The 15,090-nt window shown below is 59.3% G+C and carries 12 protein-coding genes and 1 pseudogene; all 13 read right to left on the bottom strand.

Annotated features, from left to right (window positions below; all coding sequences use genetic code 11):
- Positions 1–256 precede the first annotated feature (256 nt).
- The gene (locus tag L904_RS12350; RefSeq protein WP_003521506.1) at positions 257–940 is read right to left on the bottom strand and encodes an ABC transporter ATP-binding protein; all 684 of its coding nucleotides are present in this window, start codon (positions 938–940) and stop codon (positions 257–259) included.
- A gap of 15 nt (positions 941–955) precedes the next feature.
- A complete protein-coding gene (locus tag L904_RS12355) occupies positions 956–2,263 on the bottom strand; it encodes a lipoprotein-releasing ABC transporter permease subunit (protein ID WP_035262824.1) in 1,308 nt (435 codons plus the stop codon).
- Between the two features lie 124 nt (positions 2,264–2,387).
- Positions 2,388–3,710, bottom strand: a complete 1,323-nt coding sequence (gene proS / locus L904_RS12360; protein ID WP_003521508.1) for a proline--tRNA ligase — start codon at positions 3,708–3,710, stop codon at positions 2,388–2,390.
- A gap of 655 nt (positions 3,711–4,365) precedes the next feature.
- Complete coding sequence (locus L904_RS12365) at positions 4,366–4,671, bottom strand: DUF1467 family protein (protein WP_035262821.1); 306 nt, start codon at positions 4,669–4,671, stop codon at positions 4,366–4,368.
- Between the two features lie 133 nt (positions 4,672–4,804).
- The gene (locus L904_RS12370) at positions 4,805–6,472 is read right to left on the bottom strand and encodes a ribonuclease J (RefSeq protein WP_003521510.1); all 1,668 of its coding nucleotides are present in this window, start codon (positions 6,470–6,472) and stop codon (positions 4,805–4,807) included.
- 203 nt (positions 6,473–6,675) lie between these two features.
- A pseudogene (locus tag L904_RS12375) lies at positions 6,676–7,415 on the bottom strand (biotin--[acetyl-CoA-carboxylase] ligase).
- 26 nt (positions 7,416–7,441) lie between these two features.
- On the bottom strand, positions 7,442–8,884 hold the full coding sequence (gene nuoN / locus L904_RS12380; RefSeq protein ID WP_003521512.1) for an NADH-quinone oxidoreductase subunit NuoN: 1,443 nt from the start codon (positions 8,882–8,884) through the stop codon (positions 7,442–7,444).
- A gap of 18 nt (positions 8,885–8,902) precedes the next feature.
- A complete protein-coding gene (locus L904_RS12385) occupies positions 8,903–10,414 on the bottom strand; it encodes an NADH-quinone oxidoreductase subunit M (RefSeq protein ID WP_059762564.1) in 1,512 nt (503 codons plus the stop codon).
- A complete protein-coding gene (gene nuoL / locus L904_RS12390; protein WP_035261474.1) occupies positions 10,414–12,411 on the bottom strand; it encodes an NADH-quinone oxidoreductase subunit L in 1,998 nt (665 codons plus the stop codon). Before nuoL ends, L904_RS12385 begins: the two co-directional genes overlap by 1 nt.
- 7 nt (positions 12,412–12,418) lie before the next feature.
- On the bottom strand, positions 12,419–12,727 hold the full coding sequence (gene nuoK, locus L904_RS12395; protein WP_003521516.1) for an NADH-quinone oxidoreductase subunit NuoK: 309 nt from the start codon (positions 12,725–12,727) through the stop codon (positions 12,419–12,421).
- 28 nt (positions 12,728–12,755) lie between these two features.
- Positions 12,756–13,370 (bottom strand): NADH-quinone oxidoreductase subunit J, encoded by a 615-nt coding sequence (locus L904_RS12400; protein ID WP_003521517.1) that lies wholly within the window; start codon positions 13,368–13,370, stop codon positions 12,756–12,758.
- Positions 13,371–13,506: 136 nt separating this feature from the next.
- Positions 13,507–13,998 (bottom strand): NADH-quinone oxidoreductase subunit NuoI, encoded by a 492-nt coding sequence (gene nuoI, locus L904_RS12405; protein ID WP_003496449.1) that lies wholly within the window; start codon positions 13,996–13,998, stop codon positions 13,507–13,509.
- A 36-nt stretch (positions 13,999–14,034) separates the two neighbouring features.
- Positions 14,035–15,081: an NADH-quinone oxidoreductase subunit NuoH gene (gene nuoH, locus L904_RS12410; RefSeq protein WP_003496451.1), complete on the bottom strand. Its 1,047-nt coding sequence runs from the start codon at positions 15,079–15,081 to the stop codon at positions 14,035–14,037.
- Positions 15,082–15,090: the final 9 nt, after the last annotated feature.

The following is a 15,090-nucleotide window of genomic DNA, read 5'->3' on the forward strand; positions in this document are numbered from 1 at the left end:
AATCGCCTTCGGTTCCCGCATGGAGAACAGCAAGCCACTGACTCCAAAACGAAAAAACCCGGAGGTAAAAACACCCCCGGGTTCGGAAAAAATTCAAATTTGGAGAACAGGCGTTCTCTGTAGAGCATCGGACGGACCGACTCGCCAGCTTGGCGCAATCCATCCCGGAACCGTCATTCACCCCAATTGGCGGGAATGATCGTTTCGAGTGCTATGGAAAAATTGACGCACGATGGTCGTGCCTCGCGCATCAAGCTCAGAAATCGACGATCTTGCCGTCGGCCAGCGTCACACGCCGGTCCATGCGGGCGGCGAGTTCATGATTGTGGGTGGCGATCAGCGCCGCAAGGCCGGATTGGCGTACCAGCGCCTCCAGCGCGTCGAACACATAATGCGCTGTTTCCGGATCGAGATTACCGGTCGGCTCATCGGCGAGCAGCAAAAGCGGTGCGTTGGCGACGGCGCGGGCGATGGCGACACGCTGTTGTTCACCGCCGGAGAGTTCTGCCGGGCGGTGCTCACCGCGATGCCCCACGCGCATATAGTCGAGCAGCGCGCTGGCGCGCTTGTGGGCTTCGGCCTGTGTCAGACCGGCGATGAGCTGCGGCATCATCACATTTTCCACGGCCGAGAATTCCGGCAGGAGATGATGGAACTGGTAGACAAAACCGATATCGCTGCGGCGGATCGCGGTTCGCGTTTCATCCGGCAGGTCATTGCAGGGGGCGCCGTTAATATAGACCTCGCCGGCATCTGGATGTTCGAGAAGTCCCGCCAGATGCAGCAGCGTGGATTTGCCGGTTCCCGAAGGGGCGACCAGCGCCACCATCTCGCCGCTCTTCAATTCGAAATCAGCCTTGCGCAGAATGGAAAGCGACGTCTCGCCCTGACCATAGGTTCTCTCGACGCCAGTAAGCCGCAGCACTGTTTTTTTTGCCATATTGCGAAGCGGTCCTTATTCGTAACGCAGGGCCTGCACCGGATCGAGCTTGGAAGCCCGCCATGCTGGAAAGATCGTTGCCAGGAAAGAGAGCGTCAGCGCCATGATGACAACGGAAATGGTCTCGCTGATATCCATTTCGGCCGGAAGCTGGCTCAGGAAATAAAGCTGCGGGTCAAACAGCACCGTGCCGGATATCCAGGAGAAGAACTGCCGGATGGATTCCACATTGAGGCAGACGATGACGCCGAGCGCCACGCCGGCAAAGGTGCCGACCATGCCAATGGCCGCCCCGGTCATGAAGAAGATGCGCATCACGGAGCCGGAGCTTGCGCCCATGGTGCGCAGAATGGCGATATCGCTGCCCTTGTCCTTCACCAGCATGATGAGGCCGGAAATGATGTTCAGCGCCGCCACCAGAACGATGAGGGTGAGGATCATGAACATCACGTTTCTTTCCACCTGCAGGGCGGAGAAGAAGGTCTGGTTCCGCTGTCTCCAGTCGGTGATATAAATCTGCCGTTCGGCGGCCTGTTCCACCAGCGGGCGGATTCCGTCGACATCGTCGGGGCGGCTGACATAAAGCTCGATGGATTGCACGAGGCCTTCGGCATTGAAATAAAGCTGGGCTTCGGACAGCGGCATATAGATCATCGAGGCGTCATATTCCGACATGCCGATCTCGAAGACGCCGGATATCTTGTAGGATTTGACGCGCGGATTGACACCCATCGGCGTCACGTCGCCTTCCGGGGAAATGAGGGTAATGTCGTCACCGGCCGTTACGCCGAGCTGGGCGGCGAGCCTTGAGCCGACGAGAACGCCATCTCCAGCCATGAAGCCGACCAGATCGCCGGTCTTGATGTTGGTGGCGACTTCCTTGACCTTGTCGATATCCTCCTGGCGAACGCCGCGCACCAGAGCGCCGGAGCCCGCGCCGCCACGGCCGGAGGCGAGCGTCTGGCCCTCCACCAGCGGCAGGGCCATGGTGACGCCGGGAACGGCGGCAAACTTCTTCGCTAGCTCATCATAATCATTGAAGGGCTGGTCGATCGGCTGCACGATCATATGACCGTTGATGCCGAGAATGCGCGAAATGAGCTCGGTGCGGAACCCGTTCATCACCGCCATGACGATGATGAGCGTCGCCACGCCCAGCATGATGCCGACGAAGGAAAAACCGGCGATGACGGAAATGAACGCTTCCTTGCGCCGCGACCGCAGATAACGCCAGGCCACCATGCGTTCAAAAGCGGAAAACGGCCGGGCGGTTTTTGCCCCGGCGGAAACAGCCGCACCCTTGTCAGCCTCGGCTTGTGCCATGTCGTCTCCCTGATCTCAAACTACAAGGCCGGTCTTTTCCGAAAACCGGCCCATATTTCTGCGGCATCTGCGTTACGAAACCGGAGCGGACTTCGGGTGAAGCCGCTCCGTTTCCCGCTCGCTCTTAGCCGAGCACCCTGTTCATCGCCGCCTCGATCGTCACGGTCTCCCGCTCGCCGGTCTTGCGATCCTTCACTTCGACTTCGCCATTCGCGACCGAACGCGGGCCGACGATGATCTGCAGCGGCACGCCGATCAGGTCGGCGGTGGCGAATTTCTGGCCCGCACGGTCGTCCGTGTCGTCGTAAAGAACATCCTTGCCGGCGTTGGAGAGCGAGTAATACAGCTTTTCGCAAGCCGCATCACAGGCAGCATCGCCAGCCTTCATGTTGATGATCACGACATCGAAGGGAGCGACCGAGGCCGGCCAGATGATTCCGTTCTCATCATGCGATGCTTCAATGATGGCGGGAACAAGGCGTGTCGGCCCGATACCATAGGAACCCATGTGGACAGGGTGTTCCTTGCCATCCTTACCCTGCACTTTCGCGCCCATCGGCTCGGAATATTTGGTGCCGAAATAGAAGATGTGACCGACTTCAATGCCGCGCGCGGAAAGGCGCTCGCCATCGGGAATGGCGTTATAGGCGGCTTCGTCATGCATTTCGGACGTGGCGGCATAGTCGGCCGTCCACTCGTCGAATACGCCCTGCAGGGCTGCAACATCGTCGAAGTCGGTGTTTTCGGCGGGAATGGCGCGGTCGAGGAAGCTCTTGTGGCAGAAGACTTCGGATTCGCCGGTATCGGCCAGAATGATGAATTCATGGCTGTGATTGCCGCCAATCGGGCCGGTATCGGCACGCATCGGAATGGCGCGCAGGCCAAGGCGCTCGAAGGTGCGCAGGTAAGCCACGAACATCTTGTTATAGGAATGGATCGCGTCTTCCTTGGTCAGGTCGAAGGAATAGGCATCCTTCATGAGGAACTCACGCGAACGCATGGTGCCGAAACGCGGACGCACCTCGTCGCGGAACTTGAGCTGGATATGGTAGAGGTTCAGCGGCAGGTTCTTGTAGGACTTCACATAGGAACGGAAGATGTCGGTAATCATCTCCTCATTGGTGGGTCCGTAGAGCATCTGGCGGTCCTGACGGTCCTTGATGCGCAGCATTTCCTTGCCGTAGTCATCGTAACGGCCGCTTTCCTGCCAGAGCTCGGCCGATTGCAGCGTCGGCATCAGAAGCTCGATGGCGCCGGAGCGATCCTGCTCCTGCCGGATGATCCTGTTGACCTTGTCCAGCACGCGCTTGCCGAGCGGCAGCCAGGAATAGATGCCAGCCGATTGCTGCCGGATCATGCCGGCGCGCAGCATGAGGCGGTGGGAGACGATCTCCGCTTCCTTGGGGTTTTCCTTCAGGATGGGCATGAAATAACGGCTGAGACGCATGACGGCTTCCATTGATGCGGACGACAGCGCGCAAAGGCGCGGGAATCGCCCCGAATAGAGGGATATTGGCGCCGGATATAGCCGTTTCCGGCCGAGATGAAAACCCGCCATGAAAAGAGCGTTAAAGGCGATTTTGCGGTATTTTCGCGATAGCTAATTCGCGTCAAAACGCTTTGATCGGAATATTATTCTTGATCCGGTGCGACAAATTGCACCACGGAGAATTTTTTGCCGACTGTAACAAATATGCAAAAAATGAGATGACAAGCATGGGGGTTTGAGCTAGCTTTAGCTTACAAAAGAGGCAGGAAGTTTAAATTCTTGTCATTTTCGCGGTCAGTCTTGGGAGGATCAGATCTTAGGCGCGCTCGTTCGCAGCCCCGGCAACGGTTACAGATCACGCGAAACCTGGAAAACAAGGCTGAAAAGCCTTGTTTTTTTTTGCTTCTACACAAATAGCCCCGTCCCGCCGCTATATTCCGGTAAAATTATGGCGGTGAATCAGGCACTGAGCACGTTCTTGCTGTGTGCACGAGAGATATGACATCCATATGACAGAATCCCGGTCATATCCGCCGGAAACTGCCGCGACCATGGGCTCACCGCCAGTCTGAGTGAGCAGATGCGCGCGAACGGCGATCACCTGCGCAGCTTTTCAATCGAAAACGGGAATAATTCTCGGCAGGTCATCGAGGCTGACGCCGAACCACCAGGTTCCGCCGTACCACAGCCCACAGATCAGGGCCGAGATCACGGTCGTCCACAAAACGATCCGCCCGCCCTTGAACCTTGATGGCGCACTGGCAACCGTGCCCAGCGCCACATCGCCCTCCTCATCCTGAGTGCGCAGGCCAATCGGCAGCACGATGAAAAGCACCGTCCACCAGACGATGAAATAAACGGCGAAGGCCGAAAGAAGCGGCATGTGATCCTCCTGCACAATGGGCTTCTTGTAACGCATTCATCCGCAGATCGGAATCACTTCTCCGCAAGAAACCCTAAAAGAAAAACAGAAGGGCCGCGCTTTGCAGCACGGCCCCGGAATCATCGGGAAAGAGACAGACGCCCCGGCCGATTGCCGGTAAGCTCCCGGCTCAGACCTTGGTTACAAAAACCGTCACGATCGGCTTCTTGCCCCAGCTCTGGTTGGCGGCGGCGCGCACGGCGCGGCGCACCGCTTCACGCAGCAAATCCAGATCCTTGCGGCGGGCGCGCGGAATGCTTTCGACGGCGCCGAGAACAGCGTCATAAAGCGTGTCTTCCATCGCCTCGTCCTCGTCATCGAATTCCGGCAGACCGAAGGGCACGACATCGGGATCGCCGAGGAAATCGTAACGGCTATCCAGCACGACATTGACGGCAACATGGCCGGCGAAGGACAGCTTGCGGCGATTGCTGATGCCCATCTCGTCCATGTCACCGACGAGATTGCCATCCTTGAAGACGCGGCCATGCGGCACGTCGTCGATGACTTCCGCCGGACCCGGCGCAAGGCGCAGGACATTGCCGTTGCGCACCTTCGGCACCTGCGAGATGCCGGCCTGTTCGGCCAGTTCCTTCTGCGCCACCAGATGCGCCGCCTCGCCATGGACGGGCACGACGATCTGCGGCTTCGTCCATTCATACATCTTCAGAAGTTCGTTGCGGCGCGGATGGCCGGAGACATGCACCAGCGCCTCATTGTCCGTGACGATATGGACGCCCTGCTCGATGAGACCGTTCTTGATGTCGATGATCGCCTTCTCATTGCCGGGGATGGCGCGCGATGAGAACACCACCGTATCGCCGGAAGCCAGCGCCACATTGCGCATCTCGTCACGCGAAAGCTTGGCGAGTGCGGCGCGCGGCTCGCCCTGCGAACCGGTCAGGATCAACACCACCCGGTCGCGCGGAATATAACCATATTCATCTTCGGCGAGGAACGGCTTGATGCCTTCCATGATGCCGAGATCCTGCGAGACGTTGACGACGCGCTTCAATGACGAGCCGAGCAGCAACACCTCGCGGCCGGCTGCTTCCGCGGCCTGCGCAATCGAGCGGATGCGACCGACATTGGAGGAGAAGGTGGTGACGGCCACGCGGCCTTCGGCATTTTCGATGATCTGCCGCAGACCTTCGGAAACCTCATGTTCCGAGGGCGACACACCATCGCGCACCGAATTGGTGCTGTCGCACATCAGCGCAAGCACGCCCTCTTCGCCGATGGCGCGGAAACGGGCTTCATCCGTCAACGGACCGAGCGACGGGGCTTCGTCGATTTTCCAGTCACCGGTGTGGATGACATTGCCGAGCGGCGTGCGAATGACCAGCGACATCGGCTCCGGAATGGAGTGGTTGACGCCGACAGCCTCGATTTCAAACGGACCGACATTGATGCGGTCGCCCGCCTTGAAGATCGTCACCGGAATTTCGGCGCGCGTGCCTTCATAGGCGCGCTTGGCTTCCAGCATGCCGGCGGTGAAAGGCGAGGCATAGACCGGCACGTTGAGGCCGGGCCAGAGATCGTTCAGCGCGCCGTAATGATCCTCATGGGCGTGAGTGATGATGATGCCCTTGAGGTTCTTTTTCTGCTCGGCGATATAGCTGATGTCAGGCAGCACCAGATCGACGCCCGGCAGATCCGGGCCGGCGAAGGTCACGCCGCAATCCACCATGATCCATTGGCGCTTGCTTTCCGGCCCGTAGCCGTAAAGCGCCAGATTCATGCCGATTTCACCCACGCCGCCAAGCGGCACAAAGACCAGTTCGTCCTGTTTAGCCATTGTTTTTCTTATCCATTCACGAAAGCACGCAGGCGACGGCAATTGGCCGCGCCCACCGCGCTCTTAAGCATCGGACCTGTTGAACCATCTGATCGACCGGGCCGATGCGGAACCGGTTTGTCACCCTGCTTTTCATGAGCCGCAGGAAAGCTCCAACCCGTCGAAAGCGGTTCGGCGCGGGCCTTCGGGTCGCGCCGTTCACCTCATCCGAAAAACACGTCGCCGGCGGCAATCGAGCGCCTTGCGCCCTCATCCTCATCCAGCAGCAGATAACCATTATCATCAATCCCGACGAAACGCCCGCCAATCGAACGGTCCGGAAAGTTGACGGTGATATGTTCGCCGATACCGCAGGCGGCGGCACGCCAGCCAGCCATGATGCCGGCAACGCCCCTGCCCTCGTCCCAATCCCCCAGCACCTCCGCCGTCTCGCGGAAAAGATGGGCGAACAATTCGTCGGGCGAGCAGGACGCCCCATGTTCGGAGAGCATGGTGACGGGGTAAAGCGGATTTTCCGGCTTATGGGCGATATTGATGCCGATGCCGATGACGATGGCGCGTCGGCCATCCGGCAGCAGCTCCGCCTCCATCAGAATGCCGCAGGTCTTGCGGCGACCGATCAGAACGTCGTTCGGCCATTTGATTTCGAGCGGCTCACCACCCGTCGGCAGCACCGCGCGGATGGCGCGATAAACAGCCAGCGCGAAGGCAAGCGGCAGAGACCCTATGCGATCCATCGGAGCGGGATCGATCAGAAGAAGCGAGGCGTAGAGATTGCCGGGTTCGGAGACCCATGGACGGCCGCGACGGCCGCGTCGCCAGTCTGGCGGATGGCGGTGATCCACAGATTGCCGCCATCGCCCGCCCTTGCCTGGGCGAAACATTCCAGATTGGTCGATGGCGTTTCCGCCATCGCCTCGTGCCGGAAGTCATCGATGGACATCCGGCCCGTATGCTTGTGCGTGCTGCTCAAAAGAAGGTCTTCGCCGCAACTGTCACCGCGTTGCCGAGTGCACCGCCGAAGACGATGAAGGCGACAACGAAGAGGCCGGAAAGCGCGTAAACGACTTTGAGTTCGCCGGCGGGACGCTCGAATTTGTCCTTGGCCTCATCGAACCACATGACCTTGACGACGCGGATATAATAATAGGCGCCGACAACAGAGCCGATCACACCGATGATGGCGAGCGGATAGAGCTTCGCCTCGATGGCTGCGAGGAAGACATAATACTTGCCGAAGAAGCCGGCGAGCGGCGGGATACCGGCAAGCGAGAACATCAGGATCGTCAGCACAACCGCCATGAAGGGGTTGGAGGACGAAAGACCGGCCAGATCCTCGACAGTCTCGACATTGCCGATTTCCTTGCGGCGCATGGAGAGAATGCAGGCGAAGGTGCCGAGCGTCATGACCATATAAACGGTCATGTAGAGGATGACGCCAGCCACACCGGCTTCAGTGCCCGCAGCGAGACCGACCAGCGCATAACCCATGTGACCGATGGAGGAATAAGCCATCAGGCGCTTGATGTTCTTCTGGCCGATTGCGGCAAAGGAGCCGAGCAGCATGGAGGCGATGGAGATGAACACGACGATCTGCTGCCAGTCGGCGAAGACCGGCTGGAACGCCTCGATGACGATGCGAACGAGGATCGCCATGGCGCCAATCTTCGGCGCAGCCGACAGGAACGCCGTTACCGGGGTCGGCGCACCTTCATAAACGTCCGGCGTCCACATGTGGAACGGCACGGCCGAAATCTTGAAGGCGAGACCGGCGAGAACGAAGACCAGGCCGAAGACCAGACCGAGGGAACGGGTTTCCGAGGCCAGAACCTGCGCGATTTCGGTGAAGCCGGTATTGCCGGTGAAGCCGTAAACCAGCGACATGCCATAAAGCAGCATGCCGGAAGACAGCGCGCCGAGCACGAAATACTTCAGGCCCGCTTCCGTAGAGCGCAGGCTTTCACGGTTGATCGCGCAGACGACATAGAGCGCCAGCGACTGCAGTTCCAGCGCCATGTAGAGCGAGATCAGGTTGTTGGCCGAGATCATCAGCAGGATGCCGAGGGTCGCAAGAACCAGCAGCACCGGATATTCGAAACGGCCGATGGGTTCGAAACGTCCCTGACCGACGGCGAGAATCATGGCGGTGATGGAGCCGATCAGCGCCAGTACCTTCATGAAGTTGCCGAAGGCATCGGCGATGTAGACACCGCCGAAAGCCACGCCCGAAGCGGGGGCAAAGATGATCCAGAGACCGACGACGAGCAGGAGGGCAACGGCAAGGCCGGTGACCGTCGTTGTCGACTTGTCGCCCGAGAAGACGCCAATCATGAGCAGCGCCAGCGCGCCGACCGCAAGGATCAGCTCGGGCGTCGCAATGTGCAGACTGGCAAAAAGGATTTCAGCGGTCATGTCCAACGGGTCCTGTCGTCAATTCATAGAGAGCGCAACATTTTGCGCCGCCTGCAATGCAGCCGTATAGTTGTTTACCAGAAGATCGACCGATGCGGCTGTCGCATCGAACACCGGCGCCGGATAGACGCCGAAGAAGATCGTCAGCACAACCAGCGGATAAAGGATGACCTTTTCGCGGGTCGACAGATCGAGCATCGACTTCAGGCTTTCCTTCTCCAGCGCACCGAAGATCACGCGGCGGTAAAGCCACAGCGCATAAGCGGCCGAGAGGATGACGCCGGTTGCCGCAAACAGCGCGACCAGCGTGTTGGCCCGGAATACGCCGATCAGCGTCAGAAATTCACCGACAAAGCCGGAGGTGCCGGGCAGACCGACATTGGCCATGGTGAAGATCATGAAGGCGACGGCATATTTCGGCATGTTGTTCACGAGGCCGCCATAGGCCGCGATCTCGCGGGTGTGGAGACGGTCATAGACAACGCCGACGCAGAGGAAGAGCGCGCCCGAGACGATGCCGTGCGACAGCATCTGGAAGATCGCGCCCTGCACGCCCTGAACGTTGGCGGCGAAGATGCCCATGGTCACGTAACCCATGTGGGCGACGGAGGAATAGGCGATCAGCTTCTTGATATCGTCCTGCATCATCGCGACCAGCGAGGTGTAGATGATGGCAAGAACCGACAGCGTGAAGACGAAGGGGGCGAAATAGTCAGAGGCCAGCGGGAACATCGACAGCGAGAAGCGGATGAAACCGTAACCGCCGAGCTTCAGCATGACGCCGGCAAGGATGACGGAACCTGCGGTCGGCGCCTGCACGTGGGCATCCGGCAGCCAGGTGTGCACCGGCCACATCGGCATCTTGACCGAGAAGGCCGCGAAACAGGCAAGCCACAGCCAGGTCTGCATACCAGCCGGGAAGCCGTATTTCAGAAGTTCCGTCATGTCGGTCGTGCCGGCCTGCCAGTACATGGCCATGATGGCGAGCATGGTCAGAACCGAGCCGAGCAGCGTGTAGAGGAAGAACTTGTAAGATGCGTAGACGCGATCCTTGCCGCCCCAGACACCGATGATGATGAACATCGGGATCAGCGTCGCTTCGAAGAAGACGTAGAAAAGAACCGTATCCAGCGCCACGAAGACGCCGACCATGACGACTTCCAAGAGCAGGAAGGCGATCATGTATTCCTTGACGCGCTTCTCGATCGAATCCCAGCTTGCCAGCACGCAGAAGGGCATGAGGAAAGTGGTGAGGATGACGAACAGCATGGAGATGCCGTCGACGCCCAGATGATAGGCGGCGATGTTGCCGAACCAGGCGTGTTTTTCCACCATCTGGAAACCGGGGTTCGAATTATCGAAACCGATCCAGACGAAGAGCGACACCAGGAAGGTGAAAACGGTCGTCAGCAGCGAGACATTGAGAATGTTGCGGCGACCGTAGGGGCCGTTCTCATTCGTCAGAAGCAGGAGCACCACGCCGACGAGCGGCAGAAAGGTGACCGTTGAAAGAATGGGCCAATCGGTCATCAGAGGGCACTCCCGAGCATCATCCAGGTGACAAGCGCCGCGATGCCGATCAGCATCGCAAAGGCATAATGATAGAGGTAACCGGATTGCAGGCGGACCATGCGGTTGGTCACGTCAACCACACGCGCTGCAATGCCGTTCGGTCCATAGTGGTCGATGACGGCGACGTCGCCCTTCTTCCACAGGAAGCGACCGAGCGCCTTGGCGGAACGAACGAAGAGGAAGTCGTAGAGTTCGTCGAAGTACCACTTGTTCAAGAGGAACTGGTAGAGGCCGCGATGGGTCTCGGCCAGACGCTTCGGCGTCTCCGGCGACTTGATATACATGTACCAGGCGGTCACGAAACCGAGCGCCATGGCGAAGAACGGGCTCCACTTCACCCACAGCGGAACGTGGTGGAACTCTTCGAGGATCTCGTTTTCCGGAAGTGTGAACAAAGCGCCCTTCCAGAATTCGGCATATTCATGACCGAAGAAATAACCTTCGAAGGCCACACCGGCGAAGATCGCACCGACGGTGAGGATGAAGAGCGGGATCAGCATGACCATCGGCGATTCATGCACATGGTGCATCACGTCGGCCGAAGCGCGCGGCTTGCCGAAGAAGGTCATGAAGGCCAGACGCCAGGAGTAGAAGCTGGTGAACAGGGCCGCGATGACCAGCAGCGTGAAGGCGACGCCGGAGAGAACCGAATGCGAAGCATAAGCGGATTCGATGATGACGTCCTTCGAGAAGAAGCCGGCAAAACCGATCATCGTGCCCGGAATACCGACGCCGGTCAGCGCCAGCGTGCCGACGGTCATGGTCCAGAAGGTGATGGGGATATGCTTGCGCAGGCCGCCCATGTAACGCATGTCCTGCTCACCATCGACTGCATGGATGACCGAGCCGGCGCACAAGAACAGAAGAGCCTTGAAGAAGGCGTGCGTGAAGAGGTGGAACACGGCAGCACCATAAGCGCCGACGCCGAGCGCCACGAACATGTAACCTAGCTGCGAGCAGGTCGAATAGGCGATGACGCGCTTGATGTCGTTCTGCACGAGGCCGACGGTTGCCGCGAAGAAGGCGGTGATCGCGCCGATCAGCGTCACGACGGTCAGCGCATCATGCGACAGTTCGAACAGCGGCGACATGCGGGCGACGAGGAAGACGCCGGCGGTGACCATGGTTGCGGCGTGAATGAGGGCAGACACCGGGGTCGGGCCTTCCATCGCGTCCGGCAGCCAGGTGTGCAGCAGGAACTGCGCCGATTTACCCATGGCGCCCATGAAGAGCAGCAGGCACACGCCCGTCATCGCATTGGCCTTGTCCAGCTGCATGCCGAACAGGTTGATGACGGTTTCCGAGGAGGCAGCGCCTTCAGCCGGCAGATAGGTCGCGGCAGCAGCGAAGATCGTTTCGAAATTGATCGAGCCGAACAGCACGAACACGCCGCCAATGCCGAGAATGAAGCCGAAGTCACCGACGCGGTTGACGATGAAGGCCTTCATGGCGGCAGCCGATGCGGACGGCTTCTTGAACCAGAAACCGATCAGCAGATAGGACGCCAGACCCACGCCTTCCCAGCCGAAGAACATCTGCAGCAGGTTGTCGGAGGTCACCAGCATCAGCATGGCGAAGGTGAAGAGCGACAGATAGGCGAAGAAACGCGGACGATGCGGATCGTGGTGCATATATCCGATCGAATAGAGGTGCACCAGCGTCGAGACCGTGTTGACCACGACGAACATGACAGCCGTCAGCGTATCGATGCGGAAGGCCCATTCGACATCGATGCCGCCGGACTGGATCCAGCGCAAGACCGTAACCTTGATCACCTCGCCCGGCTCGCCATGGGCAAGCGCGACGGTGAAGAACACGATCCACGACAGGATGGCGACCACGATCATCAGACCGGTGGTGACATATTCCGAAGCCTTGGCGCCGATGGAGCGGCCGAACAGGCCGGCGATCAGGAAGCCGATCAGTGGAAGAAAGACGATAGCCTTGTAGATCATAGCCTTATCAGCCCTTCATCATATTGACGTCTTCGACGGCGATCGATCCGCGGTTGCGGTAGAAGACAACGAGTATTGCAAGACCGATGGCCGCTTCGGCGGCTGCGACGGTCAGAATGAACAAAGCGAAGACCTGACCGACGATATCGTTCAGGAAGGCCGAGAAGGCCACCATGTTGATGTTGACCGCCAGGAGGATGAGTTCGATCGACATGAGGATGACGATGACGTTCTTCCGGTTGAGGAAGATGCCGAAGACGCCGATCGTGAAGAGGATCGCGCTGACCGTCAGGTAGTGGGAAAGACCGATTTCCATGTTCTGTTTCCTTGGATCCGTTCGCGCCTCAGATGCCCTGGCCCGGCTTGACCTTGACCGTGGTAACGGCGGTCTTCGGGTCGCGGCCGACCTGGGTGGAGATATCCTGCCGCTTGATGTCGGTGCGATGACGCAGCGTCAGCACGATGGCGCCGATCATGGCCACCAGCAGCACGAGGCCGGCGAGCTGGAAGAAGTAGACGTAATTGGTATAGAGCACGTCGCCGAGTGCGGCCGTATTGGTGCGTTCGGTGACAGGCGGGATCGGCATGGTGATGGACTTGGCCGCAATCGGGTTCAGCATGCTGCCACCGACCACGACGATCAGTTCCGCCGCAAGAATGACACCGATCAGCGCGCCGACCGGGGCATACTGCAGCACGCCCGAGCGAAGCTCGGCGAAATCCACATCCAGCATCATGACGACGAAGAGGAAGAGCACCGCCACGGCGCCGACATAGACCACCAGCAGGATCATGCCGAGGAACTCGGCGCCCGTCAGCAGGAACAGCGCGGCTGCGTTGAAGAAGGTCAAAATCAGAAACAGCACCGAATGAACAGGGTTCTTCGATGCGATGACCATGAACGCAGACGCCACGGCGACGAAAGCGAATATATAAAAGAATACAGCGTGCAGACCCATGTTGGTGCCTTCTTGTCCTCATCGGGCAAAGATGGCTCGAAGGCCCCTCACCCGTTTCGTCCCCGCCGGCGAAAACCGCGCAGGCATTTTACTTTTCATCGCTCTCCGGGGTCTCCCCCGGAAAGGCGGTTGCGCCTTAACGGTAAGGCGCATCCAGTGCGAGGTTGCGTGCGATTTCACGCTCCCAGCGGTCGCCATTGTCGAGAAGCTTCTGCTTGTCGAAATAAAGCTCCTCGCGGGTTTCCGTCGCGAATTCGAAGTTCGGGCCTTCGACGATGGCATCCACCGGGCAGGCTTCCTGGCAGAAACCGCAATAGATGCACTTCACCATGTCGATATCGTAACGCACCGTGCGGCGGGTGCCGTCATTGCGGCGCGGGCCGGCTTCGATGGTGATCGCCTGAGCGGGACAGATCGCTTCACACAGCTTGCAGGCGATGCAGCGCTCTTCACCGTTCGGATAACGGCGCAGCGCATGCTCACCGCGGAAACGCGGAGAGACCGGGCCCTTTTCGAAAGGATAGTTCACCGTTGCCTTCTGTTTGAAGAAGTGGCGCATCGTGAGCAGGATTGCGCCCACGAACTCCTTGAGGAACAGTGAATTGACGGCTTGGGAGAGGCTTGCCATCTCAGTCTCCAGATTTCTGAGCGAGGAGTACGGACTTCAACCGGCCCACCCCGTCAGCTTCAATACAAATGCAACAATAACGACCATGGCGAGCGACAGCGGCAGGAACACTTTCCAGCCGAGACGCATGAGCTGGTCATAACGGTAACGCGGAACGAAAGCCTTGGTCAGAGCGATCATGAAGAAGACCATGCAGCCCTTCAGCGCGAACCAGACAATGCCCGGAACCCAGTTCAGGAACCACACATCCACGATCGGCAGCCAGCCGCCCATGAACAGGATCGTCGTCAGGCAGCAGATCAGGACAATCGCAGCATATTCGCCGAGCATGAACATCATGTAAGGCGTGGATCCATATTCGACCATGTGACCGGCAACCAGTTCCGATTCCGCTTCCGGAAGGTCGAAGGGCGGGCGGTTGGTTTCGGCAAGGCCCGAAATGAAGAACACGATGAACATCGGGAACAGCGACAGCCAGTGCCAGTCGAGGAACGAGGCCGGCAGGCCGAGCATGGTGCCGAGGCCGGTCTTCTGGGCCAGAACGATGTCCGTCAGGTTCAGCGAACCGACGCAAAGCAGAACGGTCACGATGACGAGGCCGATCGACACTTCGTAGGACACCATCTGCGCGGCAGAACGCAGCGCGCCGAGGAACGGGTACTTCGAGTTCGAGGCCCAGCCGCCCATGATGATGCCGTACACTTCAAGCGAGGAAATCGCGAAGATATAGAGAATGCCGACATTGATATTGGCGACGACCCAGCCTTCGTTGAAGGGAATGACGGCGTAGGTGGCGAGCGCCAGCGTCACCGCAACCAGCGGCGCCAGAAGGAAGACGGCCTTGTTGGCGCCGGCCGGAATGACCGGTTCCTTCAAGATGAACTTCAACAGGTCGGCGAAGGACTGGAAGAGACCGAAGGGACCAACGACGTTCGGACCACGGCGCAGCTGCACGGCCGCCCAGACCTTGCGGTCAGCGAGCAGCAGGAAGGCGATGGCCACCAGAAGGCAAACGAGAAGCAGCAGGGACTGGCCGACCATGATCAGCGCGGGCCAGACGTAGCTCCAGAAAAACTGTTCCATAAATCCCCT

The sequence above is a fragment of the Agrobacterium sp. LY4 genome (assembly GCF_001526585.1).
Taxonomy (GTDB): domain Bacteria; phylum Pseudomonadota; class Alphaproteobacteria; order Rhizobiales; family Rhizobiaceae; genus Agrobacterium; species Agrobacterium leguminum.

What these genes read in the sequence shown, in the direction of transcription:
- nuoK (WP_003521516.1), bottom strand. Translation starts at nt 12,727, where the DNA reads ATGGAAATCGGTCTTTCCCACTACCTGACGGTCAGCGCGATCCTCTTC.
- nuoL (WP_035261474.1), bottom strand. Translation starts at nt 12,411, where the DNA reads ATGATCTACAAGGCTATCGTCTTTCTTCCACTGATCGGCTTCCTGATC.
- L904_RS12350 (WP_003521506.1), bottom strand. Translation starts at nt 940, where the DNA reads ATGGCAAAAAAAACAGTGCTGCGGCTTACTGGCGTCGAGAGAACCTAT.
- L904_RS12365 (WP_035262821.1), bottom strand. Translation starts at nt 4,671, where the DNA reads ATGCGTTACAAGAAGCCCATTGTGCAGGAGGATCACATGCCGCTTCTT.
- L904_RS12400 (WP_003521517.1), bottom strand. Translation starts at nt 13,370, where the DNA reads ATGGGTCTGCACGCTGTATTCTTTTATATATTCGCTTTCGTCGCCGTG.
- L904_RS12370 (WP_003521510.1), bottom strand. Translation starts at nt 6,472, where the DNA reads ATGGCTAAACAGGACGAACTGGTCTTTGTGCCGCTTGGCGGCGTGGGT.
- nuoI (WP_003496449.1), bottom strand. Translation starts at nt 13,998, where the DNA reads ATGGCAAGCCTCTCCCAAGCCGTCAATTCACTGTTCCTCAAGGAGTTC.
- L904_RS12355 (WP_035262824.1), bottom strand. Translation starts at nt 2,263, where the DNA reads ATGGCACAAGCCGAGGCTGACAAGGGTGCGGCTGTTTCCGCCGGGGCA.
- L904_RS12385 (WP_059762564.1), bottom strand. Translation starts at nt 10,414, where the DNA reads ATGACCGATTGGCCCATTCTTTCAACGGTCACCTTTCTGCCGCTCGTC.
- proS (WP_003521508.1), bottom strand. Translation starts at nt 3,710, where the DNA reads ATGCGTCTCAGCCGTTATTTCATGCCCATCCTGAAGGAAAACCCCAAG.
- nuoH (WP_003496451.1), bottom strand. Translation starts at nt 15,081, where the DNA reads ATGGAACAGTTTTTCTGGAGCTACGTCTGGCCCGCGCTGATCATGGTC.
- nuoN (WP_003521512.1), bottom strand. Translation starts at nt 8,884, where the DNA reads ATGACCGCTGAAATCCTTTTTGCCAGTCTGCACATTGCGACGCCCGAG.